Here is a 25,569-nt window from a genome sequence, read left to right on the forward strand (position 1 = left end):
CATTGTGCATCCTCCCCGTTGTTCACCGGCCGGCCGTCTGCGATTCAACCCCGTCAATCGAAGTGGATGTCCTTCATGCGACTTCATGAAGTGCCGAATCCATGCAGGCTTCCCGGATCGCCGGGAGGGCTGCGGCTTAGGCTGTGCGGAGATCCAGGCGTCCAAAGGCTCTAGCAGCGGCGGCAGAAGGTGCACGCCACGCCAACCAGCGTGCCTGTGCCGGTCGGCTAAGGCCTACGGCGTTCCTTTGGCGTACGTCTGCACCATTCCCAACGAGGCTCTGAACCCATGTGATCGCCGCAAGCGTGTTGTAGAGGCAGCCGCCGATTCGCTCGTATTCGAGCTCCCCGCGCGATGCCGCGTTACGCGGGGCCAGTCCCGAGACGGTGCCGTCTGGGAAGGCGAGCCGTGCAGCGACGTTGAGGAGAAGCGCCGTGTCGTCGGTCACCTCCGATCGGTCGGGGATGCGGATCTCGCGCGGCATGTGAGCTTCCTCTCGCGCGCATCATGCCACGTGTAGCGACAAGGGCCAGGCAACGATCTACGCCGATTCGAGCATGCTCTCAGTGTTCGGTATTGCCATTGCTGCGACCGCCGGTTTGGTCGCAACGGCGTCAGCGAGCAGGTTCAGGCGACGGGCAAGGTCGGTCACCTCGTTCAGGGCGATGGCCTTCTGGCTATCCTTGATCGCCCGCGTGATGTCGCTGATCTGCACCTTCGACATGCGAGCGAGCTCGGCGGCGATCTGCTGCTTGGTCAACAAGGCGGTCTCAGCTCCCAGGTGGATGGCTGAGTTGGCCTAGAGTGCCAGGGTTACCGCTTGGTTGCGCCACACGACGCGAGTGGGCGAATTGCCGCCGGCGCATGGGGAGGCGACCAATTAGTTCAAATTCGAACCCGGCCTAAGGCCGGCGTCCATATCAATGAGAAAGATGATTACCTGGACCCGGCCAAATTCTTGTACTTGTCAGCCCGTCTGATAAATTTCGTTAACTGACATCTAAATGATTATGAACCTGTAATCACTACGGACATTGGCTCCATAGATATTACTTATAAAAGCTAGGCCGATTGGAGTTGCTATGTCCCACTCGATTTATGTCCGCGACATAGGAAAAATTCGCGGCTCCCTACCTCGCCTTCTCGCTCACTCTATTGATGGACGGCTGGCTGCTCAACGCATGATCCGTGGCATCCTGCAGTCCTTCCACGACTGCGGAACCGACCCGATCTCCAACGTGAACTGGTTCCGGGACAAGGAAGGCCTGCATGAGCTCTGGGTCACCCCGCTATAGGGTATCAGGCACCCACTCTCACCGGCTTTGATAGCAAGATCGCCATACGCACGAATGAGCGCTTCACGTACTCGCTGGAATTGGCTTGGGCCATCGTCGCGGTAGCAAACGGGCTCGCGGCCACAGCAGCGTGAGGATCGACCGTGTACGCCTCACCAATCGTGAAGCTGACGGTCGTCGGGTCAGCAATGAAGGCGTCTATGGCGGCCTCAAGATCCGCTTCGAGGATCGCCTTGGCCTTGTAGAGCTCGCCGAATGTCGGATCGTTTGTCATGCAGTAGACGAACGCTCTCGCAGGACGCACGAGGATGGCGTCGACCACCGTGGAGCCGGAAGAAACCGAACTGATCGACTTCCCACGCGCTGTCTCGAATGCGGATCCCCTTCGATGCGCTAGCGGTGGAAAGCCTGGGCTCCGTTTGCAGGCTCATGGTCCTCGTCGTCCTCGTTTGTCGAAGGCATGACAGCGGGACGGGTAAAGCCGGCGACGATCGCGTCGTGCAGCCGTACTAGCCAAGCCTCGGCTTCGCTCGCACGCTTCTCCGCCATGCGGGTGCGCTCCTCGGCCTTTTCCGTCCGCCGCTCGGCCGCGGCGACCTGCGCTTCGAGGAGCCGAGCCCGTTCCTGGCCCTGGGCCGTCACGCGATCCAGTTCCTGCTCAAGGTCGGCGGCCCGCTCCTCGCTGATCCTGATGGCCTCTGTGGCCTCGTGGATCAGATCTAGGGACGATGACCAGTCGCGATCGCCCGTCGGGGCAGGGGGCTCGCCCTGGATCGATCTTTGAGAGGTGACCCTGAGGGTGACAACTGGGTCGACGGCCTTCAGAGCGGGCTGACCTGTCTCTGACCGGCCCCGCATGAGCCAGGTCGCCGTCGCCCGGGGATCATTGTCTCGCACGGTATTATCGGTCACGCGCTCGCTCCCTCGACGCTCGTTCATCGACAACACACACGGCGTCCGCCCTTTGGTCATCTACTTCCGTAGCCTGCACCTCTCAAGCCATGACCCATAACCGCTCAGTTCGCTACCACCTGCCAGACTTGGGAAGGAGCATCCATCTTTAAGGGCTTCAGTATCCTGGTGAGTGGAAGCAGCCCCGGATGGATCTCAACGCCCTCGCCCTCATGCTGTTCGCCCTGGCCTACTCGGGCTTCGTGGTCCTCACGATGAGGCGGTGAGCGAGAGGGAGGACGTGTTGCGCCTGTGTTGCATGGACTGGCCGACATCCAGATGTAACCCATTGTAAAACAACAGGCCGTGTTGCAGGGCGTCGCAACACGTCTGCCGGGCGACAAAGGCAAGAAAAAGCCCGCTAAGTCACTGACCTAGCGGGCTAAAATTATGGTAGCGAGAGAGGGACTCGAACCCCCGACACAAGGATTATGATTCCTCTGCTCTAACCAGCTGAGCTACCCCGCCATCACGTCGGGCCGCGCTGCGCGGACGCAGCGGCCTTTCGGAGACCGGGGGTATAAGGAAATCCGGCTTGCGGTGTCAACGGCCTGAAAGCGTGGTCCTCACAGCTTGGTACCGAGGATCTCGGCGACCTGCGGGATGTCCTTGTCGCCGCGTCCCGAGAGGTTGAGGACCATGAGGTGGTCGGCCCGCTTCGTCGGGGCGATCTCCAGGATCTTGGACAGCGCGTGGGCCGGTTCCAGGGCGGGGATGATGCCCTCGAGCATCGAGCACAGCTTGAACGCCTCCAGGGTCTCGGTGTCGGTCGCCGAGAGGTAGGTGACGCGCCCGGCTTCGTGCAGCCACGCGTGCTCGGGGCCGATGCCGGGATAGTCGAGGCCGGCCGAGATCGAATGCGCGTCCGAGATCTGCCCGTCGGCATCCTGCAGGAGGTAGGTGCGGTTGCCGTGCAGCACGCCGGGCTTGCCGCCCGAGAGCGAGGCCGCATGCAGACCCGAGGCGATGCCGTGGCCGGCCGCCTCGACCCCGAAAATCTCGACCTCGCGGTCGTCGAGGAAGGGGTGGAACAGGCCCATGGCGTTGGAGCCACCGCCGATGCAGGCGATGAGCGAATCGGGCAGGCGCCCTTCGATCTCGAGCATCTGCTGCTTCGTCTCGACGCCGATGATGGACTGGAAATCGCGCACCATCGCCGGATAGGGGTGTGGGCCGGCGACCGTGCCGATGCAGTAGAACGTGTCGGACACGTTGGTGACCCAGTCGCGAAGGGCCTCGTTCATCGCGTCCTTGAGAGTGCGGGTGCCCGACTGCACCGGGACCACCTCGGCGCCCAGCATCTTCATGCGGAACACGTTGGGGGCCTGACGGGCCACGTCGACCGCGCCCATGTAGACCACGCATTTGAGGCCGAACCGCGCGCAGAGGGTCGCGGTGGCGACACCGTGCTGGCCTGCTCCGGTCTCGGCGATGATGCGCGGCTTGCCCATGCGGCGCGCCAACATGATCTGGCCGAGCACGTTGTTCACCTTGTGCGAGCCGGTGTGGTTCAGTTCCTCGCGCTTGAAGTAGATCTTGGCGCCGTATCCGGGCTTGGAGCGCTCGCGCAGATAAGCGGTGAGGCGCTCGGCGTAGTAGAGCGGGCTCGGCCGGCCGACGTAATGGGTCAGGTAGCCGTCCATCTCCGCCTGGAACGAGGGGTCGGCCTTGGCCTGCTCGTAGGCGGCCTCGAGGTCGAGGATCAACGGCATCAGCGTCTCGGCCACGAAGCGTCCGCCGAAGATGCCGAAGCGGCCGCGCTCGTCGGGTCCGGTGCGGAACGAGTTCGGGGTCGGGGCGATGGTCACGGCGTGCAATCCTTCAAGTCGGTCTGTCATCCTCGATGCGGTTGCCTAGACCCTAGCACGGTTCGCCGACAATGCGGCCTGAACGACCGTCACGCGTTGGATGCGAGGCTCAGCGGCCCCGCACCGCTGCCAGGAAGGCGCGGATCAGCGCCGGGTCCTTGACGCCGGGGGAGCCCTCGACGCCTGAGGAGACGTCCACGGCCGTGACACCCGTGCGGCGCAGGGCCTCGCTGACATTCCCCGGCGTCAGGCCGCCCGAGAGCATCAGGCCGACGGGCAGGTCTGTGCCGCTCAGGATCTCCCAGTCGAAGGCCTGGCCGTTGCCGCCGGGCAGGTCGGCCCCCTTCGGCGGCCTGGCATCGAGGAGGATGCGGTCGGCGGCGCCCGCATAGGCGGTCATGCCGGCGAGGTCCTCGCGACCTGCGACGCCGAGCGCCTTCATCACCGGCCGCCCGCTCGCGCGGCGGATCTCGATGACGCGCTCGGGCGTCTCGCCGCCGTGGAGCTGGATCAGATCGGGCTCGATGGCCGCCACGCTCGCCGCCACCAGGGCATCGTCGGGATCGACGAGGAGCAGGACCCGCTCGGCGTGGCCCTTCGCCTGCGCCGACAGCCGGGCGCCCTCCTCCAGGCCGACATGGCGCGGGCTCTTGGGGAAATGCACGAAGCCGACGAGGTCCGCGCCGGCATCGAGGGCGGCCCTTAGGGTCTCGGCCGTGCTCAGCCCGCAGATCTTGACGCGGTCGCCGGGCATGCCCGCCGTCAGCGCGGAGCCGGCAGGGCGACGCGGTCCGAGGGACCGCGCGCGAAACCGTCGTTGCGGTTCTCGACCTGCGTCTTCAACCGGCTCGTCTCGGTCTCGAGGCGATGGATCTCGCGGCGGCGCTCGCGGCTCTGCCGACGCGTGCTCGACTGGCCGGCCCAGGTGCCGATGCCGCCGAGCACGACGCCGAGCGCCACGGCGGCGAACAGGATGACATAGAGCGGCAGCGTCACGCTGAACACTGGCATATCCGGCGAGAACGGGTCGAAGGACAGGCGCACCGCCTCGCGGTTGGCCACGGCCAGGGCGACGACGACGATCGCCACCGGCAGCAGCACCAGGCCCTTGAGGAAGCGGATCATCGAAACCCTCCGGTTGTCCAAATCATGAGGTCGAGACGGATTGCTCGTCGCCGATGCCCGCCTCGTTCAAGCGCTGGCGCATCTCCTTGCCGGTCTTGAACACGGGGATCGCCTTCTCGGAGACGGCAACGGCCGCCCCCGTGCGCGGGTTGCGTCCGCGCCGGGCGTCCCGGCGCTTGACCGAGAACGCTCCGAAGCCGCGCAGCTCGACCCGGTCGCCGCGCGCCAGGGCGTCGGCGATGGTGTCGAGGATGGCGTTGACCAGGGTCTCGACATCGCGCTGATAGAGATGCGGGTTCTGCTCGGCGATCTTCAGCACGAGCTCCGATTTGATCATGCGGCGGTCTTCTCGGAGGTCTGTTGCCGGAATTTCCGGCGGTGGATGGAAAGGCCTCGACAGAGGCCTTGCGCTCCGTCAGGGACGCCAGAGGGCCAGGAGGCCGCCCTGGGCGAGGTCGGCCGTCTCGCTGCCCACCGCGCGCAATCGCTGGCCAAGCCCTTCGAGCCCAAGCAGATCGGCGCCGAGGCCGAGCGCGGACCAGAGCTGGAAATCGCTCCTGGCCTTGGGCTTCCAATCGGTGACGGGCAGGCCCTTGGCGACGCCGCGGCTGTTCTCCAGCCAGGCAACCGCCTGAGGTTCGCCGCCGAGCTCGTCCACGAGATTGAGCGGCACGCTTTGACGACCACTGAAGACGCGGCCGTCCGAGACCGTGGCGAGCTGCTTGTCATCCATCTTGCGACGGTCGGCCACGAGGCCCTTGAACCAGGCGAAGGTGTCGCCGACGACGGCGGCGAGCGCCGCGCGGGCCTCCGGCGAAGTCGGGGTGAAGCCCGACGGCTCGGCCTTGAGAGGCGCCGACTTGATCGATTCGACCTTGACCCCGACCTTGTCGAGGAGCCCCGACACGTCCGGATACTGGAACAGCACGCCGATCGAGCCGATGAGGGCCGTCTCGCGCGCGACGATGTGGTCTGCGGCGAGCGCCGCGATATAGGCGCCCGAGGCAGCGGTGCCGTCGACGAAGGCCACCATCGGCTTCTTCTCGGCGAGCGCGCGCAGGTTGCGGTGAAGCTCCTCCGAGCCCGTGGTGGTGCCACCCGGAGAAGAGATCGAGACCACGACGCCCTGTACCGCGCTGGAATCGCGAACCCGTGCGATCAGCTTCGTCGTCTCCTCGCTTCCGGCGATGAAGCCGCCGACCGTGATCCTAGCGATCTGAGGCCTAATCGCACCGAAGCCGGCGACCTCGCCGCCGCGCAGGCGCAGGCCGACCGCGCCCACCGCCACGACGAGGGAGCCGATGCCGACCACCCGCCAGAGGGAGAGCTTGCGGCGCAGGCGCCGACGATCGATCAGAAGTTCGGCGTCCGCTGCCATACGCTCGGTCACTCCCGGTGTCCGGCCCGATGGACGGGCCTGTTCTTAAGCACCTTGTCCCACATCGCGGCTTGGTTTGCACCACCTTTGGCGCGGACCAAGTCGTTGGTACGCATGGGCTTGCGGGCCGGGGCTCTGCCCGCGAGCCGTGTTCTAGCGTTGCCTGCGGCGCACCGGCAAGGGGGCAACGCGGAGGGACCGTCGGCGGCCCGGTGCCGATCGCGTGAAGCGTCATTTTTCACTCCCCCCGCGGAGGGAGGACGGTTTCGGCTCGCGACAACAAAAAACCCGCGCGGGAGGCGATCCCGCGCGGGCGTTTCGAACGCTCGTCCGCCGCCCGGCGAGGGGCGGCGGGGTCGCGAGGCTATTCCTCGTCCTTGTCGTCGCTGGTGCGGGCCTTCTTGAAGGCCGCGCCCAGGATCTCGCCGAGCGAGGCACCCGAATCGGCGGAGCCGAACTGGGCCATCGCCTCCTTCTCCTCGGCCATCTCCAGGGCCTTGATCGAGAGCTGGACCCGGCGGACCTTGCGGTCGAACTGGATCACGCGGGCGTCGAACTTCTCGCCGGCGGCGAAACGCTCGGGGCGCTGGTCGCCGCGGTCGCGGGCAAGCTCGGCCCGGCGGATGAAGGTGGTCAAGTCGGTGTCGACGATCTTCACGTCGACGCCCGAATCCTTCACCTCGGTGACTTCGCAGGTCACGATCTGACCCTTCTTGAGCTCACCGGCCTCCGCGAAGGGGTCGCCACCGAGCTGCTTCACGCCCAGCGAGATGCGCTCCTTCTCGACATCGACGTCGAGAACCTGGGCACGCAGCATGTCGCCCTTCTTGAACTCCTCGATGACCTGCTCGCCGGGACGGTTCCAGTCGAGATCCGACAGGTGGACCATGCCGTCGACGTCGCCCTCGAGACCGATGAACAGGCCGAACTCGGTCTTGTTCTTGACCTCGCCCTCGACCTCAGAACCGACGGGATGCTTCTCGGCGAAGGCCTCCCACGGGTTCTGCAGGGTCTGCTTGAGGCCGAGCGAGATGCGGCGCTTGACCGGATCGACCTCGAGGATCTGCACTTCCACTTCCTGGGAGGTGGAGACGATCTTGCCCGGATGGACGTTCTTCTTCGTCCAGCTCATCTCGGAAACGTGGATCAGGCCCTCGATCCCCGGCTCCAGCTCCACGAAGGCGCCGTAATCGGTGATGTTGGTGACGCGGCCCTTGATCTTGGCATCGACCGGATAGCGCTGGGCGATGCCCTCCCACGGATCGGCCAGCAGCTGCTTGATGCCGAGCGAGATGCGGTGGGTCTCGTGGTTGATCTTGATGATCTTGACCTTGACCGTCTGGCCGATGGTGACGACCTCGGACGGGTGGTTGACACGGCGCCAGGCCATGTCGGTGACGTGCAAGAGGCCGTCGATTCCGCCGAGGTCGACGAAGGCGCCGTACTCGGTGATGTTCTTGACGACGCCGTCGATGACCTGGCCCTCTTCGAGGTTGGCCACGAGCTCGGAGCGCTGCTCGGCGCGGCTCTCTTCGAGGACCGTGCGGCGCGAGACGACGATGTTGCCCCGCCGGCGATCCATCTTGAGGATCTGGAAGGGCTGCGGCGTGCCGAGAAGCGGGGTGACGTCGCGCACAGGGCGGATGTCGACCTGGGAGCGCGGCAGGAAGGCCACGGCGCCGTCGAGGTCGACGGTGTAGCCGCCCTTGACCTGGTTGAAGATCGCGCCGGTGACGCGCTCGTTGGCCTCGAAGGCCTTCTCGAGCTTGACCCAGCTCTCCTCACGGCGCGCCTTGTCGCGCGAGATGACGGCCTCGCCGAGCGCGTTCTCGATGCGGTCGACATAGACCTCGACCTCGTCGCCGACGGCGAGGTCGTCGTCGCGGCCGGGGCCGTTGAATTCCTTGAGGGCGACGCGGCCTTCCGTTTTGGCGCCGATGTCGATGACGGCGACGTCCTTCTCGATCGCGACGACGCGACCCTTGACGACGGAGCCTTCGGTGATCTCGTGCTCGAGGAAGCTCTCCTCGAGGAGAGCCGCGAAGTCATCGCGGCTCGGGTTACGCTGCAGGGCGCTACCAGCGGTCATTCTGTCTCCTGACAGGCCTCGATCGAGGCCGGCATCGGCGGCTCGTGTGACGGGGGACCCTCGACGATCGCCGCCCGCGCTCCTCACGGATGCGACGGGCTCACCTCCTCGCAGGGAGGGCCGATGCAGTCTCAACGATGGTTGAGGGCCGTCCTCCGGAACGGGGCGGCGGCGGGCGGACCTAGCCCGAGCGTCGTCGCTTCCATCCTGATGGATGGGCGACGCCATACCCGATCGTGCGGCGCCGGGCAACAGAGTCGATCGCCGCTCCTACAACGGGAAAGGGCCACGACTGTCGCCGCGGCCCTTTCCTATCCTTGCGAGCCAACGCGCCGAGAGGGCCGCGGGGCTTCTTCCCGATGGCTCAGCCGATGGTTCCGGCGCCGAAGGTGGTATCCGCGAAGGCGGATCGGCCCTCGTAGAGCCCGGCCTGCAGGTAATGCTGCATCGGGTCGATGCCCGCGGCGCGGACATCGGAATAGGCGGCGAGATAGGCCGAGGAGTCGAAGCCGACGCCCGGGTCGCGGCCCTCCTTGAAGCCGACCGTGTCGTAGTGGGCGAGCGGGTCGATCCCGCTCGCGCGCACGTCCGCATAGGCCGCGAGGTAGCCCTTGGTGTCGAAGACCGCGTTGGGGTTGCGGCCCTCGGCGGCGCCGAACTGGCTGAAATGCTGGCGGGCGAACGCGAAGGCGTCGGTGCTGGCCGAGGCGGCGCGGGCGACGTCGGCGTTCGACAGGAGGTAGAATTCGGCGTCGAAGCCGCCGCGGATGTCGGAGGCCCTGCCGATGGCGGCGTTGATGGAGCGGCCTTCGGCCTGGCCGTATTCGAGGTAGTGCTTGAGCGGATCGAGGCCGGCGGCACGGACGTCGGCGTTGCGGGCGAGGTAGGCCTCGTTGTCGAAGAGCGCGCTCGGGTCGCGGCCTTCCTTGAAGCCGAAGCGGTCGTAGTGGTCGAGGGGGTTGAGGCCGGCGCGGGCGACGTCAGGGTTCACGGCAAGGTAGCCGCTGGTGGAGAACAGGGCGTTGGGATCGCGGCCTTCGCGGAAGCCGTTGGCGGCGTAGTGGGCGTCGGCGTCCTGGCCCGAGGCGGCCACGTCCTGGTTGCGCGAGAGGTAGAACAGGTCGTCGACCAGCGGCGACCCATCGGCATTGTCGATCGTCCGGTCGCTGAACACGAACTGCTCGATGCCGCGGAAGGTGTCGCTCCCGTCGGGTCCCGTGATGGTGGTGGCGCCGGCCGCGTTCATCCCGACGGCGACGGCACCGAGCGCGAAGGTGAAGATCGCCCGGTCGATGCCCGCACCTCCGTTGAAGCTGTCGTTACCGGCACCACCGATGAAACTGTCGTTGCCGGCCCCGCCGTTCAGGGTGTCGTCGCCGGCGCCGCCGACGAGGAAGTCCGCTCCGCTGCCGCCGGTGATCACGTCGTTGCCGGCGCCGGCGTTGAAGTAATGCGAGCGTGCCGGCAGCGCCGTCGCGGGGGCGGCCGGGACCGCGATCGACAGGGCGTCGTTGCCGGATGTGCCGAGGTTGACCACCTCGAACCCATCGCCGCGCTGGGTCCCGGCGACGAGGTCGCGGACGTCGAAGGTGACGCCCGTGGTCGCCGAGACGAAGGTGATGCCCTCGTCGTCGAAGCGACTCGCGACGCCCGTGAGGGCATCGCCCGCGCCCTCGGCCTGGAGGCGTACCGCGAGGCCGCCGTCCTGGTTCGCCATCGTGGTGGTCTCGTTGGCGCTGCCGTTGCCGACCTGGGCCGAGGTGAAGGTCAGGCGCACCTGACCGGCCGCCGCGGCTGCGACGTTGACGACGTCGGTGCCGTCCCCGAGGTTGGCCGTGTCGGCCCCGTCCGTGGTCACGTTGAAGAACGCGATGTCGTTGCCGGCACCGCCCGTGATCGCGTCGTTGCCGGTGCCGCCCGCGAGCGTGTCGTTGCCCGCGCCCCCGTCGATCGTGTCGTTGCCGCCGCGGCCGTCGATGAAGTCGTTGCCGGCCATGCCGTTCAGGGTCTCGCCGGCATCGCTGCCGATGAGCGTGTCGTTGCCGGCGGTGACGGCGGTGGCGTTGAGCCGAAGCTGAGCCTGGAGAAAATCGCCGAGCTCGGCCTGATCGGTGAAGGCGCGCCCCGGTCCGACCCGCTGACCCTGGGCGTTCACGGCCGAGTCGACCTGATCCGCCAGCGAGGTGAGGAGCGTCGAGCCAGAGCCCGCGGCGAAGAGCGGGATCACCTGATTCGAGTGATTGCCGCTGAAGAACAGGCCTTCGGGCACGCCGTCGCTGTTCCGGTCGGGCTGCACCGCCTGGAACGGCACCGTCGCGCCTTCGGGGCCGAACAGCAGGTGGTCGTGGTCGGCGGTGACGATGAGGAGCGTATCCTCGAAGGTGGCACGGCTCTCGGCCGAGTTGATGTAGTCGACGACGCTCTTCACCGCATTGTTGAACTCGATGTATTCCTCGATCATGCGGCCTAGGTTATTCGCGTGCATGGCGCGGTCGACCGCACCGCCCTCGATCGAGAGATAGAGGCCGTCGGGGTCCTGGTTGAGCTTGTTGAGGGCCGCGAGGCTCAGCTCCGACAGGGTCGGCGAGGTCGCGAGCCGCGCGACGCTGAACGGAATTTCGGTGGTGTTGGGGGCCGAGGCGCCCGAGCGGTTGAAGTTGCTCGACGTGAAGGCCTGCGTGATCATCGCGAGGCGTTCATTGGTCGGCGTGCCGGTGCCGGCCGCCACGATCGAGGCGCGGTCCTGAAGCAGGTTCCAGCTCTGGCCGTCGGCGGAGCGGTAGGTGTCGGCCTTGAGGGCGTTCCACTGATCCTGGCCGATCCACGTGTAGTCCTGTCCCGTCGTGCGCAGGCGGCCGTTGTCGTCGTAATCCGGGTTGCCAGTGCCGGCGATCACGTCGAGGGTGCCGGCGCCGAACATCTCCAGCGCGATCTGGTTTGCGTTCGAGCGGGCGATGTTGTGGGCGCCGCCGGTGGCCGAAGGCGTCGCGTCGCTGAATTGGACGGTGGTGACGACGCCCGTGGCCTTGCCCTGCTGCTTGGCCAGTTCGGCGATCGAGAACAGGGCCTCGCCTGCGCCGTCGACGTCGATGGCGTTGTTGTAGGTCTTCCCTCCGGTGGCAATCGCAGACGCGGTGTTGCCCGAATCCGGGTAGGTCGCGCGGTTCCACTCGTAGCCGGCGAAGCCGCGCGCATAACCAAGGGCGTCGACGCCGGCCACGGGCCTGAAATCGTAGTTCTTAGCCGGGTCGTAGACGACGGCGGGGTTCTGCGCAGTGCCGGTCGCGCCGGGAATCGGGGTCGTGCGCGTGTCGAGCGGATAGACGGACTGCGCGGTGGCCGTGAAGGCGCCGCCGTCGGCGATCAGGACCTTGCCGGCGGCGCCCGCGCGCGGATCGCCGCTGGCGAGCCCTTGAAGGTAGAGCCGTGTCGCTTCCAGCGTGTTGAAGCCGGCGCCGTCGGCGATCATGACGATGACGTTCTTGATGGGGCTCGCGGTGGAAGCCATGGCGGCACCTTCCCTCTGGGATGCGATCGAACCGCTGCGCGGCCGCGTCGCCCGTTCTGTCGGTGATTGTTACAATGTATCCGCGCGAGCGGGGCAGAACGGCGTTCGCCGCAAGTGAAACCGCGTTCTGCTTCTGTGCGCTTCTACGCTTCAGCTTCTAGCCGGGTGTCTGCGACAGTCATGTGAAGGTAAGGCCGCGCTGACGCCGGCCGGCACATCATTTCCGAATAGTTTCTGCTTTGTAGCAATGTCCCATCACAAGTACTGCGTCATGAGATAACGTAACACGTATGATCGTGACGCCTGTCGACCATGACACGGCCTGCTCATGCGGTCGCGGGCGGCGGGCCTCGGCGACATGACCGATGGATCCATGGATCCATGGAAGCGGGGAGTGGGTCCCGCCGGATCGCCGGCAGGTGGGCGGGCTTCGGGTCAGCTGGACGGCGGCGCGGCGGCCGTCCGCAGCCAGACCGCCGAGGCGACCGCCAACGGTTCCAAGGGCAGCACGACCGAACCGTGGCGGCGGCCCCACAGGGTCAGCCCGGTGAAGCCGACTTCCCGGATCTCGAGCCAGGCGCCGAACGGGAAGGTCGCGTCGGTCCCCTCCCCCGGTCCGTAGCATTCCTCGAAGGCGATGGGATCGATCATGATCTCGCCGTAGCGGGCGAGATGGTCGGCCATCGAGACCTTGGAACGGAACAGCATCCGGTCGCGGCGGAACGAGGAGAAGCACGGCTCGTATTCGGTGAGCGTCACCCAGAGCTTGCCGCCGATGCGCAGGTAGGGCGGGTTGGGGCCGTCGGTGCCGAAGTTCGCCGCGGTCCAGCCCGCTTGCTTCATCAGCGATTCGGCCAGGGTCACCGGTTCCTCGACGGCCTGACCGAACGAGTACGGCGTGGCGCCGAGGTCTGGATCCGAAGCATGGTCCGACATCAAGACCTGATCGGGGACCAGTCCGGCGTCGGCGTCTGTTCCCGAAGAGGCCATCGGGCGCTCCTGATACCGTCCCTCGCCCATCGCGGCGGATCAGTATCAGTTATTTTTCCACGCTTGGCGAGCCGATCGCGTGAGGCGAGGCGGCAGCGCCGTCGCGGAGCTGCCGCCTCGGCTCGGTCGGACCCTGCGATCAGTCCTCGTCGTCATCGTCCGTCTGCCGCATGCCCTTGAGCTTAGCGAAGACGGAATCGACGTTGAGCTTCTCATCGCGGGCGTTGCGGTGATGCTCGGCGTGCTCGTCGGTCTCCGGCGCCGTCGAGATCTCGGTGGGCAGGAGGCTGGCGCCGACATCCGCCGGCACGGTGGCGGGCCGGTCCTTGGCGGCGCGCTGCACCTCGAAATCGAGGTCGATCTGGGTGCACAGGCCGAGCGTCACCGGGTCCATCGGCTGAAGGGCGCTGGAGTTCCAGTGGGTGCGCTCGCGGATCTGCTGGATCGTCGACTTGGTGGTGCCGACGAGGCGGATGACCTGCGCGTCCTTGAGCTCGGGGTGGTTGCGCAACAGCCAGAGGATGGCGTTGGGCCGGTCCTGGCGCCGCGACAGCGGGGTGTAGCGCGGACCCTTGGTGGTGCGCTTGACCTCCGGGAGCTTCACCTTCGAGACGGCGACCTTGAGCTTGTACTCGGGCGCCTTCTGGGCCTTCTCGATCTCGTCGCGGGTTAGCTGACCGGTGGTGACCGGATCGAGCCCCTTGATCCCGGCAGCGACCTCGCCGTCGGCGATGCCCTTCACCTCGAGCGGGTGGAGCTTGCAGAAATCGGCGATCTGCTCGAAGGCGAGCGAGGTGTTCTCGACCAGCCAGACGGCGGTCGCCTTGGGCATCAGCGGACCCTGGGACATCGGGCAACTCCAACGAGGTTCGCGCGGACGGGCGCTCGCGCGCCGCGGACAGGGCGCCGTTCGCGCCGGCCTATCCTGGCCGGCAACATCCCGTCTCAACGCGTCAATAGGGAAGCCGTCTCTATACAGGCTCCGAGCGGACCGATGCAATTCCGTTTCAACGGCGTCAGTGGGTGAGCCGAACGCGAGGACGAGTGTGGATGCTCCGTCAGGACGGTTCCGAGAGGATCATCAGCGCCGCGAGCACGGCGACCGGCACCGCGAGGCACCAGAACGACCAGGCCGCCACCCCGAACGCGCCTGCCAATGCGCCGACCGCGAAGGCGATCACGGCGGGCAGCATGCGTCGCAGGCGGGCGCGCGCCGGATTGTCGGGGCCGGAGGTGCCCTTCCAGAGGTCGGTGGCGTCGAGGACCGTCTGGGTGACGTTGACGGTCATGACGGTGGTGGCGGCGAGGTGGCCGAGGGAGAGGCGGCCGATGGCGTTCTGGATCCCCATCGCGGTCACGCCCAGCATGCTCACGAACACGGCCGCGGGGCTGTCGGGCGACGTGAACGGCGCCAGCGCGAGGCCGGAGGCGCCGAAGGCGGTGAGCGCGAAGGCTTCGACGCCCAGGAGATAACGGAGGGGTGCCAGCCGGCGCCGCTCCAGCGCGAGGCCGATCAGCCTCGTGGCCATGACGGCCAGGATGAAGGCCGGCAGCGCCAGGACCTTGGCGATCACGCCAGTGGAGGACGAGACCAGCTCGGCACCGATGAGGACGAAGTTGCCCGTCACGTGCGCCGTGAACAGCCCGGCGAGCGCGATGAAGGCGGCGGCGTCGACGAAGCCCGCCGTGAACGCGAGCCCGGTGCCGATCAGGCCGTCGCGATCGATTGCGGCCCTCTCCCCGCGCAGGGGCTGGATGGTATTCCCGAACCGCATCGCGTCCTCCTTCCGCCCGTCCTCGGAACGGGGAAGGCGCGGTTTAGGCGATTGCGCCCTTAGGGCAAGACACGGGTCCGACCAAATCCGGTTGGGCGGATTCCGAACGGTCGGAGTTCCTCTCAGGCGAACAGGCTCGATACGCTCGATTCCGTCGCGGTCCGGCCGATCGCCTCGCCGAGCAGGGGAGCGATCGCCACCACCCGGATGTTGCGGGCGAGCTTGACGGCCTGGGTCGGCTGGATGGAGTCGGTGATCACGAGCTCCTTCATCCGCGATGCGGCGATGCGCGAGACCGCCCCCCCCGAGAGCACCCCGTGCGTGATGTAGGCCGAGACGTCCTTGGCACCGGCGTTGAGGAGCGCGTCGGCGGCGTTGACCAGGGTGCCGCCGGAATCGACGATGTCGTCGACGAGGATGCACGAACGCCCCTCGACCTCGCCGATGATGTTCATGACCTCGGACTCGCCCGGGCGCTCGCGGCGCTTGTCGACGATGGCGAGCGTGGCGTCGATCCGCTTGGCGATGGCGCGCGCGCGCACGACGCCGCCGACGTCGGGGGAGACCACCATCCAGTCCCGCGGGTCGAGGCGCTCCTTGATGTCGCGCACGATCACCGGGGCGGCGAAGAGGTTGTCGGTGGGGATGTCGAAGAAGCCCTGGATCTGGCCGGCATGGAGGTCCAGCGTCATCACCCGGTCGGCCCCGGCTTCCGTGATGAGGTTGGCCACGAGCTTGGCCGAGATCGGGGTGCGGCCGGAGGTGCGCCGGTCCTGGCGGGCATAGCCGAAATACGGGACCACCGCGGTGATGCGCCGGGCCGAGGAGCGCCGCGCGGCATCGATCATGATGAGGAGCTCCATCAGGTGATCGTTGGCCGGGTAGGAGGTCGACTGGACGATGAACACGTCCTCGCCGCGGACGTTCTCCTGAAGCTCGACGAAGATCTCCATGTCGGCGAAGCGCCGGACCATGCATTTGGCGAGGGGAATCTCGAGATAGGCGGCGATCGCCTCGGCCAGCGGTCGGCTCGCGTTCCCGGCGACGATCTTGATCGAGGATTTCATGCCGGGATGTCCTGCCATTATCCTCGCGCCGCCGGGTGCGGGCGGCGCCCGACGGGCCGCCCGGTGCGGTCGCCCGTTCGCTTGCCGGACCCGTCCGCCGTCGCACGGCCCTGCCGGCCCTTCGATGCCCGCGCTCTTATCAGTGGCATAGGGGCGTCACAATGCCTTCATAGAAGGCAGGGGCCATGGGCACGCCGAGCGTCACCCGATTCACACAGGATCAGGGCGCGAGAAGGCGGTGCAGATGCACGATGAAGTAGCGAGTCTGCGCGCTATCCACCGTCGCTTGTGCTTTCGCCTTCCAGGCGGCCTGGGCGGAGGCGTAGTCGGGGAAGATACCGACGATGTCGAGACCTGGCACGTCCTTGAAGTTCACCCCGTCGAGGTTCTCCAGTTCGCCGCCGAAGACGAGATGCAGCTTCTGGCCGCTGTCGATCGTCGTGGTCATCGCTTCTCCCCTGCTGGCCGGGCATCCTCGCGCATCGGCGCGCGCGCCCTTATAAGCACGTCCGGTCCGCGAAACGTGAGCGTCCTGCCGTGGACCCTGCCATGCCCCGGCGACCGGTCTCGGACCGCTGTCCACGGCTCAGGTCCCCCGCGAAGTACCATCCGCGCCAAGCGGGGATGGCGCGTCAGACCTCGAACAGCGATCCCTGAGGGGCGGCCTCGACCCGCTTCGGCCGGCCGCGCGCGGACTTGCGCAGCGCCGGCGAGGCGGTCTCCGGCGGCCTCATGCCGCCGTCCGTGACGACGCCGACCCTGCCGTCGCTGAATTCTAGGACGAGGCGCTGGGCCTCCCTCAAGGTCGCGGCCCCATGCACGGACGCCCCGGATTCATCCCGGACGAGGGCGAAACCCCGTGCCAGGACAGACCGGTAGCTGAGCGAGCCCAGGAGCCCGGCCAGGGCGGCCACGCGGTCGCGCCGGCGTTCGCCAAAGCGCGTCGCCGCGCCGGACAGGCGCAGGGCCAGGGCGGCGAGGCGGTCGCCGTCGCGGGCGGTCTCCGCCCGGGTCCGCCTCAGGGTGGCATCGCGGGCGAGCATCAGGCGCCGGCTCAGGTGCGAGAGGGATTCGCGCCTGCGCAGCGCGCCGAACCGCAGGGCGGCGCCCGGCTTGTCGGCCACCAGCCGCAAGCGTCCCCGTGCCATGGCGAGCGCCAGGGCCGGGGGATGGCGTCCCGCCCGCTCGGCGAGGCGCGCGAAGCGGGCGCGGTGGCCGCGGGCATTGCCCGCGAGCCCCGGCATCAGCCGTGCCTCGGCGAGATCGAGGCGCTGGCGCTTGGCCGCCAGCACCGCGTCGGCCTGGGGCATGGCCCGGACGAGGGCGCGCAGGTCGCGGGCCTCGCGGGCGAGCCGACGCTCCATCGCATCGTGCCCGCGCCCGCCGAGGTCGCGGATCTCGGAGACGAGGTCGGCGCGGACGGGCACCGCCATCTCGGCCGCACCCGTGGGTGTCGGCGCCCGGCGGTCGGAGACGAAGTCGATGAGCGTGGTGTCGGTCTCGTGCCCGACCGCCGAGATCAGCGGGATCGTGCCCTCGGCGGCGGCGCGCACCACCGCCTCCTCGTTGAAGGCCCACAGGTCCTCGATCGAGCCGCCGCCGCGGGCGATGATGAGCACGTCCGGCCGCGGGATCGGGCCATCGGCGCTGAGCGCATTGAAGCCGCGGATCGCGGCGGCGATCTCGTCGGCCGCCCCGTCCCCCTGCACCCGCACGGGCCAGACCAGCACCGGCCGGGGAAAGCGGTCGGCGAGGCGATGCAGGATGTCGCGGATGACCGCGCCGGTCGGCGAGGTGACGACGCCGACGACGCGCGGCAGGTAGGGGATCGGGCGCTTGCGCTCGGCGGCGAACAGCCCTTCCGCGGCGAGCACGCGCTTGCGCTCCTCCAGCAGCGCCATCCAGGCGCCGATGCCGGCGGGCTCCAGGGTCTCGACCACGATCTGGTAGGAGGACTTGCCGGCGAACGTCGTGATCCGGCCGGTGGCGACGACCTCCAGGCCCTCCTGCGGCTTCTGCCGGAGGCGGCTGAACGTGCCCTTCCAGACCACGGCGTCGATCCGGGCCGTGCCATCCTTCAGCGAGAAATAGGCGTGACCCGAGCCGTGCTGGCCACGAAAGCCCGAGATCTCGCCGCGCAGGCGGACATGGCCGAAGGCGTCCTCGAGCGTCCGCTTCAGGGCGGAGGCGAGGTCCCCCACCGACCATTCGGGAGCATTGCCGAGGGGAGCGGCCTGAAGGGAGGCGGGCGATGGGACAGGAGCCATGGCACAGGACGTAAGGCCCTGGGGCCGGTGCCGTAAAGGCCGGGAGCCGGGATCGCGTGCTGGGATTGACGGCCAGGCGTGCTCAGATCGACATCGCGAGGAGAACGGCGGCCGACACGATCGGCGCGAGGCCGATGGCGACCGCCCAGGGCCAGATCGAGTGGCGGGTCATCCAATGATTGTCGTTGGCGGCCCGGGGCGGGCTCTTCCAGTCGACCATGCAGTGGTTCAAGCGGAACCCGCCGCCTTTGCGCGGCACCGACGAGTTGGGGATGGATCGGCGGCATCCGGGCATGGTCCATTGTAACTCGAATACCTGTGAATGGTTCCAGATCTGCGGGCGATCGTCGCGTCCGCCGACGCCGATGCGGTGCGTCACCACAGCGAGAACTCGGTGGCGAAGTCCGTCGTCTTCAGCCGCCGGCAGATCTCCGGCTCGGCTCGGCAATCCGCTTCCGGCGCCATGGCGATCTCTGCGCCCGGACCCGTCTCGAAGCGCAGCGGGACCGCCTCGTCCGTGCTCTTCCCGTAGGCGAGGCTGACCTTGAAGCGGATGGAATCGAATTGCGAGCGGTCGGCATAGACGATGAGGTCCCGCGACACGGCCTCGCCAGGATTGAGGTCGGAGGGAGCGCTCGGCAGATCGGTGGCGCCGGCAAAGAGCAGGCCCTGCCTCAGGATGACGTCGCCCGCTTCCGACAGCGTGTAGCCGCGGGCCTGCTCGACCATGCTCGCTTTGGGCAGGGTGTCGGCGAAGGCGCCGGCCCGGCCCCCGCCCTCCTCGAAGCGGGCCTTGATCCCGACCACGTTGTAGGTGAGCCCGAGGATGCGCACGCCGGTCTGGCCGACATTCGTGCGCGTCACCGTCGAGCGGATCGCGACGCGGTCGCCGCGTTCGCCGGCCTTCACGAGGTTCGTCGTGACGGACACCGCCGGCGGGGCCAGGCTCGGCTTGATCCGCGCTTCGTAGATGAAGGTGTAGACCGCCCAGGCCCCCGCGCCGACGATCGCCAGCGTCTGGGTCAGGCTGCTGACCGTCTCGACGCTGAACCGGCCTTTGGCCGCCTCTTTCGGCGCGGACGACGCCTTCCCTTCATCTCCCATGCTCAGCGGCTCCCCCGGCGACCATCGGGCCGTCGGCCGATGGTCCATGGTTGACCAAAGTCCGCGCGCGCCGCCGCCGTTCCCGTGCATCGGCGAACGGCGCGGTGGGATCCGGCCTTTCCAAGACGGTGCTTTTGAGCAAGACCGCCTTTCCGGGACAGACCGCACCCTTGCGAGAGACCTAATCTGGCGAGAGACCGGAATCTGGCGAGGACGATGCGACGCGATGGAACGTTGGCCCTGATGAACATCCTGCTGATCGGCTCCGGGGGGCGTGAGCACGCCCTGGCCTTCGCGCTCGCCAAGAGCCCGCTCTGCGACCGCCTGTTCACGGCGCCGGGCAATCCGGGCACCGCCGCCTTCGGCGAGAACCGCCCTGACCTTACGGTGGCCGACCACGCCGCCGTGCTGGCCTTCTGCCGGGCCGAAATGATCGGGCTCGTGGTGATCGGGCCGGAGGTGCCGCTGGTGGCGGGCCTCGTCGACGACCTCGGGGCGGCCGGAATCCGCGCCTTCGGGCCGACGAAGGCTGCGGCGCAACTCGAAGGTTCGAAGGGCTTCACCAAGGATCTCTGCGCCGAGTACGGCATCCCCACGGCGGCCTTCGCCCGGTTCCGCGAGGTCGCGCCGGCGCTCGCCTATCTGGCGGCGCGCGGGGCGCCGATCGTCGTCAAGGCCGACGGGCTCGCCGCCGGCAAGGGCGTGGTGGTGGCCGAGACGCAGGAGCAGGCTCAGGGCGCGGTCCGCGCCATGCTGGCCGAGCCCGGCGCCGAGATCGTGATCGAGGAGTGCCTGTTCGGCGAGGAGGCGAGTTTCTTCGCGCTCTGCGACGGCACCCGCGCCGTGCCGATCGGGACGGCCCAGGACCACAAGCGTGTCTTCGACGGCGACCGCGGCCCCAATACCGGCGGCATGGGCGCCTACTCGCCGGCCACGATCCTGACCCCGACGATCGAGCGGGAGGTGATGGAGACGATCATCGCCCCGACGCTCCGTGGCATGCGCGCGCGCGGCACGCCGTTCACCGGCATCCTCTATGCCGGGCTGATGCTCACGGCCGAGGGTCCCAAGCTCATCGAGTACAACACCCGCTTCGGCGACCCCGAGGCGCAGGTGCTGATGCCCCGCCTGACCAGCGACATCGTGCCGGCCCTCGTCGCCGCCTGCGACGGCGACGTCTCCGGCGTCGAGATCGCCTTCGATCCGCATTGCGCGGCGCTCACCGTGGTGATGGCGGCAGCGGGCTATCCGGGCGCGGTGATGCGCGGGTCTGAGATCCTCGGCCTCGCCGATGCGGCGTCGGACCGCGACGTCCTCGTCTTCCAGGCCGGCACCCGCGCCGAGAACGGCCGGCTCCTCTCCGATGGCGGTCGCGTCCTCGCCGTCACGGCGTTGGGTTCCAGCATGCGGGAGGCCCAGGCCCGCGCCTACGCGGCCATCAGCCGGATCGACTGGCCGCAAGGGTTCTGCCGGCGCGACATCGGCCACCGCGCCGTGGCGCGCGAGGTCGCCGGCGACGGGATCTGAAACCCGTCAGGCTGCCCGCGTCAGGCCCCCGGGCCGCCCCAGCATCGCGTCGATCTCGGCGGCGGGCCGGGCCGCGCTGAACAGGAAGCCCTGCATCTCGCAGCAACCCTCCGCCTTGACCACCGCGAGCTGTTCCTCGGTCTCGATGCCCTCCGCCAGGGTCCGGATACCGAGGCTCCGGCCGAGCCCGATGATCGCCCTGACGATGGCCAGCGCGTCAGCGCTCCGGGGCGCGTCGCGCACGAAGGACTGGTCGATCTTAATCTTGTCGAACGGGAACTGGCGCAGGTAGCTGATGCTCGAATAGCCCGTCCCGAAATAGTCCATCGAGATCCGGATGCCGGCCCGGCGCAGGCGGTGAAGGGTCTCCAGACCGTCCTCACCGTCGTCGAGAAGGACGCTCTCGGTGATCTCGAGGTCGAGCCGTTGCGGCGGCAGCCCGCTCGCCGCGAGGGCCGACATCACGGTCGTCGCGAAGTCGCCCTGGCGCAGCTGCATCGCCGAGACGTTGACCGCGATGCCGACATGCTCCGGCCAGCCGACCGCGTCGCGGCATGCCTGTTCGAGCACCCATTTGCCGAGTGGCACGATGAGCCCGCTCTCCTCCACGACCGGGATGAACACGCCCGGACTGATCAGCCCCTTCGTCGGATGACGCCAGCGCACCAGCGCTTCGAGGCCGACGATCGCACGGCTCGCGATATCGAGGACGGGCTGATAGTGGAGTTCGAACTGCTCGCGGCCGAAGGCCTCGTCGATGTCGCGCTCCAGGGCCCGGCGTTCTCGCGCGCGCTCGTCCATCTCCGGCGCAAACAGGCGCAGGCTGCCGGCCCCCTCCGCCTTGGCATGGTCCATCGCCATGCGGGCACTCTTGAGGACGAGACCCACCTCCGGCTCGCGCCCGTCCCAGAGGGCGATGCCGAGGCTCAGGCCCACGTTCACGATCTTGCCGCCGATCGCGAAGGGTTCCTGGAGGCTCGCCATCAGGGCGCGCCCGAAGGCGACGGCCTCGGCGTCGTGGTCGACGAACCGCAGGATTCCGAACTCGTCGCTCCCGATCCGGGCCACCATGTCGCGTCCCGGCGCCATGGCGCGCAGCCGGTCGGCCACGCCACGAAGCAGCCCGTCGCCGATCGGAGCCCCGAACTCGTCGTTGACCAGCTTGAACCGACGCAGGCTCAGGCCGAACACGGCGAGCACCCTGCCCTCCCGCCGGACCGTCTCGGCAAGGCCGTGCGCGGTTTCGCGAAGGGTATGGCGGTTGGCGAGGTCGGTGAGGGCATCGTAGCGGGCCAGGTAGGCGATGCGCGCCTCGATCTCCTTGCGCTCGGTCACGTCCTCGAAGGTCGCGACCCAGCCGCCTCCGGCCATGGGGCGATGCGTGATGGAGACGTAGCGCCCGCTGGCGAGGTTGCGGTGGACCGCCAGGGTCCCGCCGGCCCGGATCGACGCTTGTGCGCTTGCCTGGAGCCCTTCGACCGTGATGTCGTCGGGATAGCATCCGAGCGCGAACAGGACCTCGATGATCTCGCGCTGGGTCATGCCGATGCGCAGGGCGCCCGGCGGCACCCCGAAGATCTCGCACTACCGCGTGTTGAACACGACCAGCCGCTGCCCGGGATCGAACATGCACAAGCCCTGGCTCATGTTCTCCAGGGCCGCGTCGAAACGCCGGTTCTGCTCGATCAACTGAGCCTGGGCGCCCTGAGTATCTCTGGCCCAGGCGCTGCCGACGCCGCGGTAGCCGAGCCAGGTGCCGTCGGCGGCCAGGCGCGGCTCGCCGCCGATCCGGAGCCAACGCAGGCCACTGTGCGGATGGACATAGGGGCAGACGATATCGCGGAACACGCGACGGGCCGCGCAGGCCTGTCGATAGGGCTCCCAGCCCGAAGCCTGGTCGGCAGCCTCGCCATCCTGGCTCGCGAGGGCGTCCAGCGACAACCCGACGAGCGCGGCGGCCGGCCGGCCGAAGGTCGCCTCGGCCTGCGGCGACAGGTAGGTGAGCCGGAGGTCGGCACCAGTTTCCCAGAACCAGTCGGTCGCGATCTCGGCAGGGTCGTCCAAGGCAATGACAGACATCGCAAATCCCGAAGGTTGCAGCAGCTTCGGCGCAACAAACTTAAGGATTGCTTTCCCTGCGACGGATTGATGACCGCTCGCCGAACGTGCCGTCCGAGAATAGGTCCCGCAAACCCGCCGATATCGACGGTCGCCGACTGCGTCAGGCGCGTTCCCAGACCTGGCCGTGATAGACGAAGATGTCCGGGCGGCTCGCCAGGGCGGCAAGACCTGTGAGCGCCGGGTCCTTGACTGCGATGACGCTGGTGGGGATCGCCCGCATCATCTCGGCGAAGGGGCTCTTGCGCTCGAAGGCCTCGCGGAAGCCGCCCTCCTCCAGGACGGACACGATCCGCGGGGCGATGCCGCCGCCGATATAGACGCCGCCCGTGGCGAGGAAGGTCAGGGCGAGGTCGCCGCAGACCCGGCCGAGCAGCTTCGAGAACAGCCGCAAGGCGTCGGCCGCGTGCGGGTCGGCGCCGGTCAGTCCCTGCTCGGTGATCAGCGCGGGGTCCCCCGCCGGGCCGCCCTGCCCCGTCCGCACCCTCCGCACGGCCGCGTGCAGCCGCACGAGCCCGGGTCCCGACAGAAGGGTCTCGACGGTGATCCGGCCTTCGGCGCGCTCCAGGCCCGGCCAGATCGCGAAATCCTCGTCGTCGGCCGGGCCGAGCTCGGTATGGCCGGCCTCCGTCGAGACGATGGCGAGGCGGTCGGCATAGGGGACGAGGGCGGCGGCGCCGAACCCGGTGCCGGGGCCGAGCACCAGACGGGCGCCCGTGCCCGCGTCGCGATGCGGGCCGATCACCGTGAGTGCGTCCGGGGCGATGCCGGCCGCGCCGGCCGCCACCGGCACGTAGTCGTTCACCACCACCGCCCGCGACAGCCCGAAATCGGTGCCGATGCGGGCGCCGGCGATGACCCAGCGGGCATTGGTGAGCTGGATTTCGGGGCCGTCGACCCGCGCTGCCACCGCCAGGATGGCCGAGCGCGGCGGCGGCCCATCGTGCCGCGCCAGGGCGGTGCGGATCGCCGAACTCGGGTCGGGATAGGCCGCCGTCTCGAGATGGGCGAGGAGCCGCGGTTCGGCATCGGCGGCGGGCACGATGCCGAACCGCGCATTGGTGCCGCCGATGTCGCCGACCAGGACCGGAAACTCGAACATGGGCGCTCTCCTGGGGGTCTCGTCCCTGCGTTCTCTTGCGCGGCTTCGGTCTTCAGGCGGGCGGCAGGGCGTCCGGTTCGATCGGCGCCCCCTCGGCCCAGCCGAAGAGAAGGGCCCGCACCGCCTCCGGGTCGGCGAGGCGCCGCGTCGCGATGGTCTCGGCCGCACCGATGCGCACGCTGACGCCGCCATCCTCGTTGACGGTGGCGAAGGCACGCTCGTCGGTGAGATCGTCGCCGAAGAAGATCGCCCGGCGCCCGGCATAGGGCGCATGGGCGCAGAAGCCCCGGATCGCCGTTCCCTTCGTGGCGGAGGCGGGCACGATCTCGCCCACCGCCTTGCCGAGCTGAAGCCGGTAGGAATCCCCGAGTGCCGCCGCCATCTCCTCGACCACGGCCTGCGCGCGCTCGGCATCCGAGGGCGTCGCGAGGCGCCAATGCACGGCGACCGAGGCGCCCTTGTCCTCGATCAGGACCGATTGCAGGTGCCCTACCGCCCCGTGCAGTTCGGCGATGCGGGCGCGCAGCTCCGGGTGGTCCTCAGCCCGCCCGCCGCTGACCTCCCCCCGAAAGCGCTTCTCCACGCCGTGCAGGCCGGCGACGTCGAAGCGCTCGGGCGCGAGGAAGCCGTCGATGACGGCGATCGGACGCCCGGTGACGATGGCGAGCGCCCCGCCGAGGCGCTCCCGCAGCCGCGCCAGGGCCGGGGCCAGGGCGGGGTCGACCCTGACCTGGTCGGGCTTGGGCGCGATCTCGACCAGGGTGCCGTCGAAATCGAGGAAGAGCGCTGGCTCGGTCAAAGGGGACACCTCCGGGCTGTCGCGGGCTGCGCTACCATGACGTGCGGCCACGGCAAACGGTTTTGCGAGCATCGCCCTAGCTACGCAGGGACCGGGCCGGGACGGCCATGGTCCCGACGACGGCCTTGGATAAGGACACCCCATGCATCCCTCACCCGATCCCGCCGGCCCCGGAGAGGAGAGCGTCTGGGATTATCCCCGGCCGCCGCGGCTGGAACCGGTGCCGCAGCGCCTGCGCGTGGTCTTCGCCGGCGCGGTGATCGCCGACACCCATGACGGGTACCGCGTGCTCGAGACGAGCCATCCGCCGACCTACTACTTCCCCCCGCCGCCATCGCGCCCGGACTGCTCGGCCCGCCGCGGCGGGCCGGCATCTGCGAGTGGAAGGGCCGCGCCGTGCTCTTCGACGTCGAGGCGGGCGGCCGCCGTGCCGAGGGCGCGGCCTGGGCCTATCCGGATCCGACGCCGGGCTTCCTGGCGATCGCCGGCTACGTCGCCTTCTATGCCGGGCCGATGGAGGCCTGCTTCGTCGGGGAGGAACGCGTGGTGCCCCAACCGGGAGGATTCTATGGCGGCTGGATCACCGCGACGATCCGCGGGCCCTTCAAGGGCGGGCCGGGGACGATGGGGTGGTGAGGCGAGGGTTTGTCCTGCGGTCACGGTCCC

General features: G+C 68.6%; 23 protein-coding genes, 1 tRNA gene and 1 pseudogene. 2 read left to right on the top strand and 23 right to left on the bottom strand.

Going from position 1 to position 25,569, the window contains the following annotated elements; genetic code table 11:
• Positions 1-541: 541 nt before the first annotated feature.
• From ACFE7U_RS05375 to ACFE7U_RS05465, 19 genes are all read right to left on the bottom strand, one after another.
• Complete coding sequence (locus tag ACFE7U_RS05375; RefSeq protein WP_375408704.1) at positions 542-760, bottom strand: hypothetical protein; 219 nt, start codon at positions 758-760, stop codon at positions 542-544.
• 539 nt (positions 761-1,299) lie between these two features.
• Positions 1,300-1,617 (bottom strand): hypothetical protein, encoded by a 318-nt coding sequence (locus tag ACFE7U_RS05380; protein WP_375408705.1) that lies wholly within the window; start codon positions 1,615-1,617, stop codon positions 1,300-1,302.
• 71 nt (positions 1,618-1,688) lie between these two features.
• Positions 1,689-2,207, bottom strand: coding sequence for a hypothetical protein (locus ACFE7U_RS05385; RefSeq protein ID WP_375408706.1), 519 nt, complete (start codon positions 2,205-2,207; stop codon positions 1,689-1,691).
• A gap of 430 nt (positions 2,208-2,637) precedes the next feature.
• Positions 2,638-2,714 (bottom strand) — tRNA-Met (locus ACFE7U_RS05390).
• Positions 2,715-2,812: 98 nt separating this feature from the next.
• Positions 2,813-4,054 carry a tryptophan synthase subunit beta gene (gene trpB / locus ACFE7U_RS05395; protein ID WP_375408707.1) on the bottom strand — a complete coding sequence of 414 codons (1,242 nt, stop codon included), beginning with the start codon at positions 4,052-4,054 and terminating at the stop codon, positions 2,813-2,815.
• A gap of 109 nt (positions 4,055-4,163) precedes the next feature.
• Positions 4,164-4,808 carry a phosphoribosylanthranilate isomerase gene (locus ACFE7U_RS05400; protein ID WP_375408708.1) on the bottom strand — a complete coding sequence of 215 codons (645 nt, stop codon included), beginning with the start codon at positions 4,806-4,808 and terminating at the stop codon, positions 4,164-4,166.
• 8 nt (positions 4,809-4,816) lie between these two features.
• Positions 4,817-5,179, bottom strand: coding sequence for a lipopolysaccharide assembly protein LapA domain-containing protein (locus tag ACFE7U_RS05405; protein ID WP_375408709.1), 363 nt, complete (start codon positions 5,177-5,179; stop codon positions 4,817-4,819).
• A gap of 22 nt (positions 5,180-5,201) precedes the next feature.
• Positions 5,202-5,516 carry an integration host factor subunit beta gene (gene ihfB, locus ACFE7U_RS05410; RefSeq protein ID WP_375408710.1) on the bottom strand — a complete coding sequence of 105 codons (315 nt, stop codon included), beginning with the start codon at positions 5,514-5,516 and terminating at the stop codon, positions 5,202-5,204.
• A 78-nt stretch (positions 5,517-5,594) separates the two neighbouring features.
• The gene (gene sppA / locus ACFE7U_RS05415) at positions 5,595-6,557 is read right to left on the bottom strand and encodes a signal peptide peptidase SppA (RefSeq protein WP_375408711.1); all 963 of its coding nucleotides are present in this window, start codon (positions 6,555-6,557) and stop codon (positions 5,595-5,597) included.
• Between the two features lie 364 nt (positions 6,558-6,921).
• The gene (gene rpsA, locus ACFE7U_RS05420) at positions 6,922-8,646 is read right to left on the bottom strand and encodes a 30S ribosomal protein S1 (protein ID WP_375408712.1); all 1,725 of its coding nucleotides are present in this window, start codon (positions 8,644-8,646) and stop codon (positions 6,922-6,924) included.
• Between the two features lie 364 nt (positions 8,647-9,010).
• Positions 9,011-12,154, bottom strand: a complete 3,144-nt coding sequence (locus tag ACFE7U_RS05425; protein ID WP_375408713.1) for an alkaline phosphatase — start codon at positions 12,152-12,154, stop codon at positions 9,011-9,013.
• Between the two features lie 435 nt (positions 12,155-12,589).
• Positions 12,590-13,090 (bottom strand): hypothetical protein, encoded by a 501-nt coding sequence (locus ACFE7U_RS05430; protein ID WP_375408714.1) that lies wholly within the window; start codon positions 13,088-13,090, stop codon positions 12,590-12,592.
• A gap of 193 nt (positions 13,091-13,283) precedes the next feature.
• On the bottom strand, positions 13,284-13,994 hold the full coding sequence (locus ACFE7U_RS05435; RefSeq protein WP_375408715.1) for a DUF1013 domain-containing protein: 711 nt from the start codon (positions 13,992-13,994) through the stop codon (positions 13,284-13,286).
• A 208-nt stretch (positions 13,995-14,202) separates the two neighbouring features.
• Positions 14,203-14,919 carry a YoaK family protein gene (locus ACFE7U_RS05440; RefSeq protein ID WP_375408716.1) on the bottom strand — a complete coding sequence of 239 codons (717 nt, stop codon included), beginning with the start codon at positions 14,917-14,919 and terminating at the stop codon, positions 14,203-14,205.
• A 122-nt stretch (positions 14,920-15,041) separates the two neighbouring features.
• Complete coding sequence (locus tag ACFE7U_RS05445) at positions 15,042-15,986, bottom strand: ribose-phosphate pyrophosphokinase (RefSeq protein ID WP_375408717.1); 945 nt, start codon at positions 15,984-15,986, stop codon at positions 15,042-15,044.
• A 220-nt stretch (positions 15,987-16,206) separates the two neighbouring features.
• Positions 16,207-16,434, bottom strand: coding sequence for a DUF4170 domain-containing protein (locus ACFE7U_RS05450; RefSeq protein ID WP_375408718.1), 228 nt, complete (start codon positions 16,432-16,434; stop codon positions 16,207-16,209).
• 184 nt (positions 16,435-16,618) lie between these two features.
• A complete protein-coding gene (xseA, locus tag ACFE7U_RS05455; protein WP_375408719.1) occupies positions 16,619-18,253 on the bottom strand; it encodes an exodeoxyribonuclease VII large subunit in 1,635 nt (544 codons plus the stop codon).
• A gap of 82 nt (positions 18,254-18,335) precedes the next feature.
• The gene (locus ACFE7U_RS05460) at positions 18,336-18,632 is read right to left on the bottom strand and encodes a hypothetical protein (protein ID WP_375408720.1); all 297 of its coding nucleotides are present in this window, start codon (positions 18,630-18,632) and stop codon (positions 18,336-18,338) included.
• Positions 18,629-19,357 carry a hypothetical protein gene (locus tag ACFE7U_RS05465; protein WP_375408721.1) on the bottom strand — a complete coding sequence of 243 codons (729 nt, stop codon included), beginning with the start codon at positions 19,355-19,357 and terminating at the stop codon, positions 18,629-18,631. The genes ACFE7U_RS05460 and ACFE7U_RS05465 overlap by 4 nt, the downstream gene beginning before the upstream one ends.
• 243 nt (positions 19,358-19,600) lie before the next feature.
• Here ACFE7U_RS05465 and purD point away from each other — a divergent pair, with 243 nt between their 5' ends.
• Positions 19,601-20,884 carry a phosphoribosylamine--glycine ligase gene (gene purD / locus ACFE7U_RS05470; protein ID WP_375408722.1) on the top strand — a complete coding sequence of 428 codons (1,284 nt, stop codon included), beginning with the start codon at positions 19,601-19,603 and terminating at the stop codon, positions 20,882-20,884.
• Between the two features lie 6 nt (positions 20,885-20,890).
• Here the strand turns inward: purD and ACFE7U_RS05475 are convergent, their stop codons facing one another.
• The 4 genes from ACFE7U_RS05475 to otsB form a co-directional block, all read right to left on the bottom strand.
• The gene (locus ACFE7U_RS05475; protein WP_375408723.1) at positions 20,891-22,453 is read right to left on the bottom strand and encodes a putative bifunctional diguanylate cyclase/phosphodiesterase; all 1,563 of its coding nucleotides are present in this window, start codon (positions 22,451-22,453) and stop codon (positions 20,891-20,893) included.
• 15 nt (positions 22,454-22,468) lie between these two features.
• Entirely contained in the window at positions 22,469-22,948 is a 480-nt protein-coding gene (locus ACFE7U_RS05480) for a hypothetical protein (protein ID WP_375408724.1), read from the bottom strand.
• Positions 22,949-23,105: 157 nt separating this feature from the next.
• Positions 23,106-24,104 carry a glucokinase gene (locus tag ACFE7U_RS05485; RefSeq protein ID WP_375408725.1) on the bottom strand — a complete coding sequence of 333 codons (999 nt, stop codon included), beginning with the start codon at positions 24,102-24,104 and terminating at the stop codon, positions 23,106-23,108.
• Positions 24,105-24,156: 52 nt separating this feature from the next.
• Positions 24,157-24,903, bottom strand: coding sequence for a trehalose-phosphatase (otsB, locus tag ACFE7U_RS05490; RefSeq protein WP_375408726.1), 747 nt, complete (start codon positions 24,901-24,903; stop codon positions 24,157-24,159).
• Between the two features lie 142 nt (positions 24,904-25,045).
• Between otsB and ACFE7U_RS05495 the strand changes: the two are divergent.
• Positions 25,046-25,539, top strand: a pseudogene (locus ACFE7U_RS05495) (DUF427 domain-containing protein).
• Positions 25,540-25,569 lie beyond the last annotated feature (30 nt).

Origin of the sequence: uncultured Methylobacterium sp. (assembly GCF_964251405.1) — a bacterium.
Lineage (GTDB): Bacteria > Pseudomonadota > Alphaproteobacteria > Rhizobiales > Beijerinckiaceae > Methylobacterium.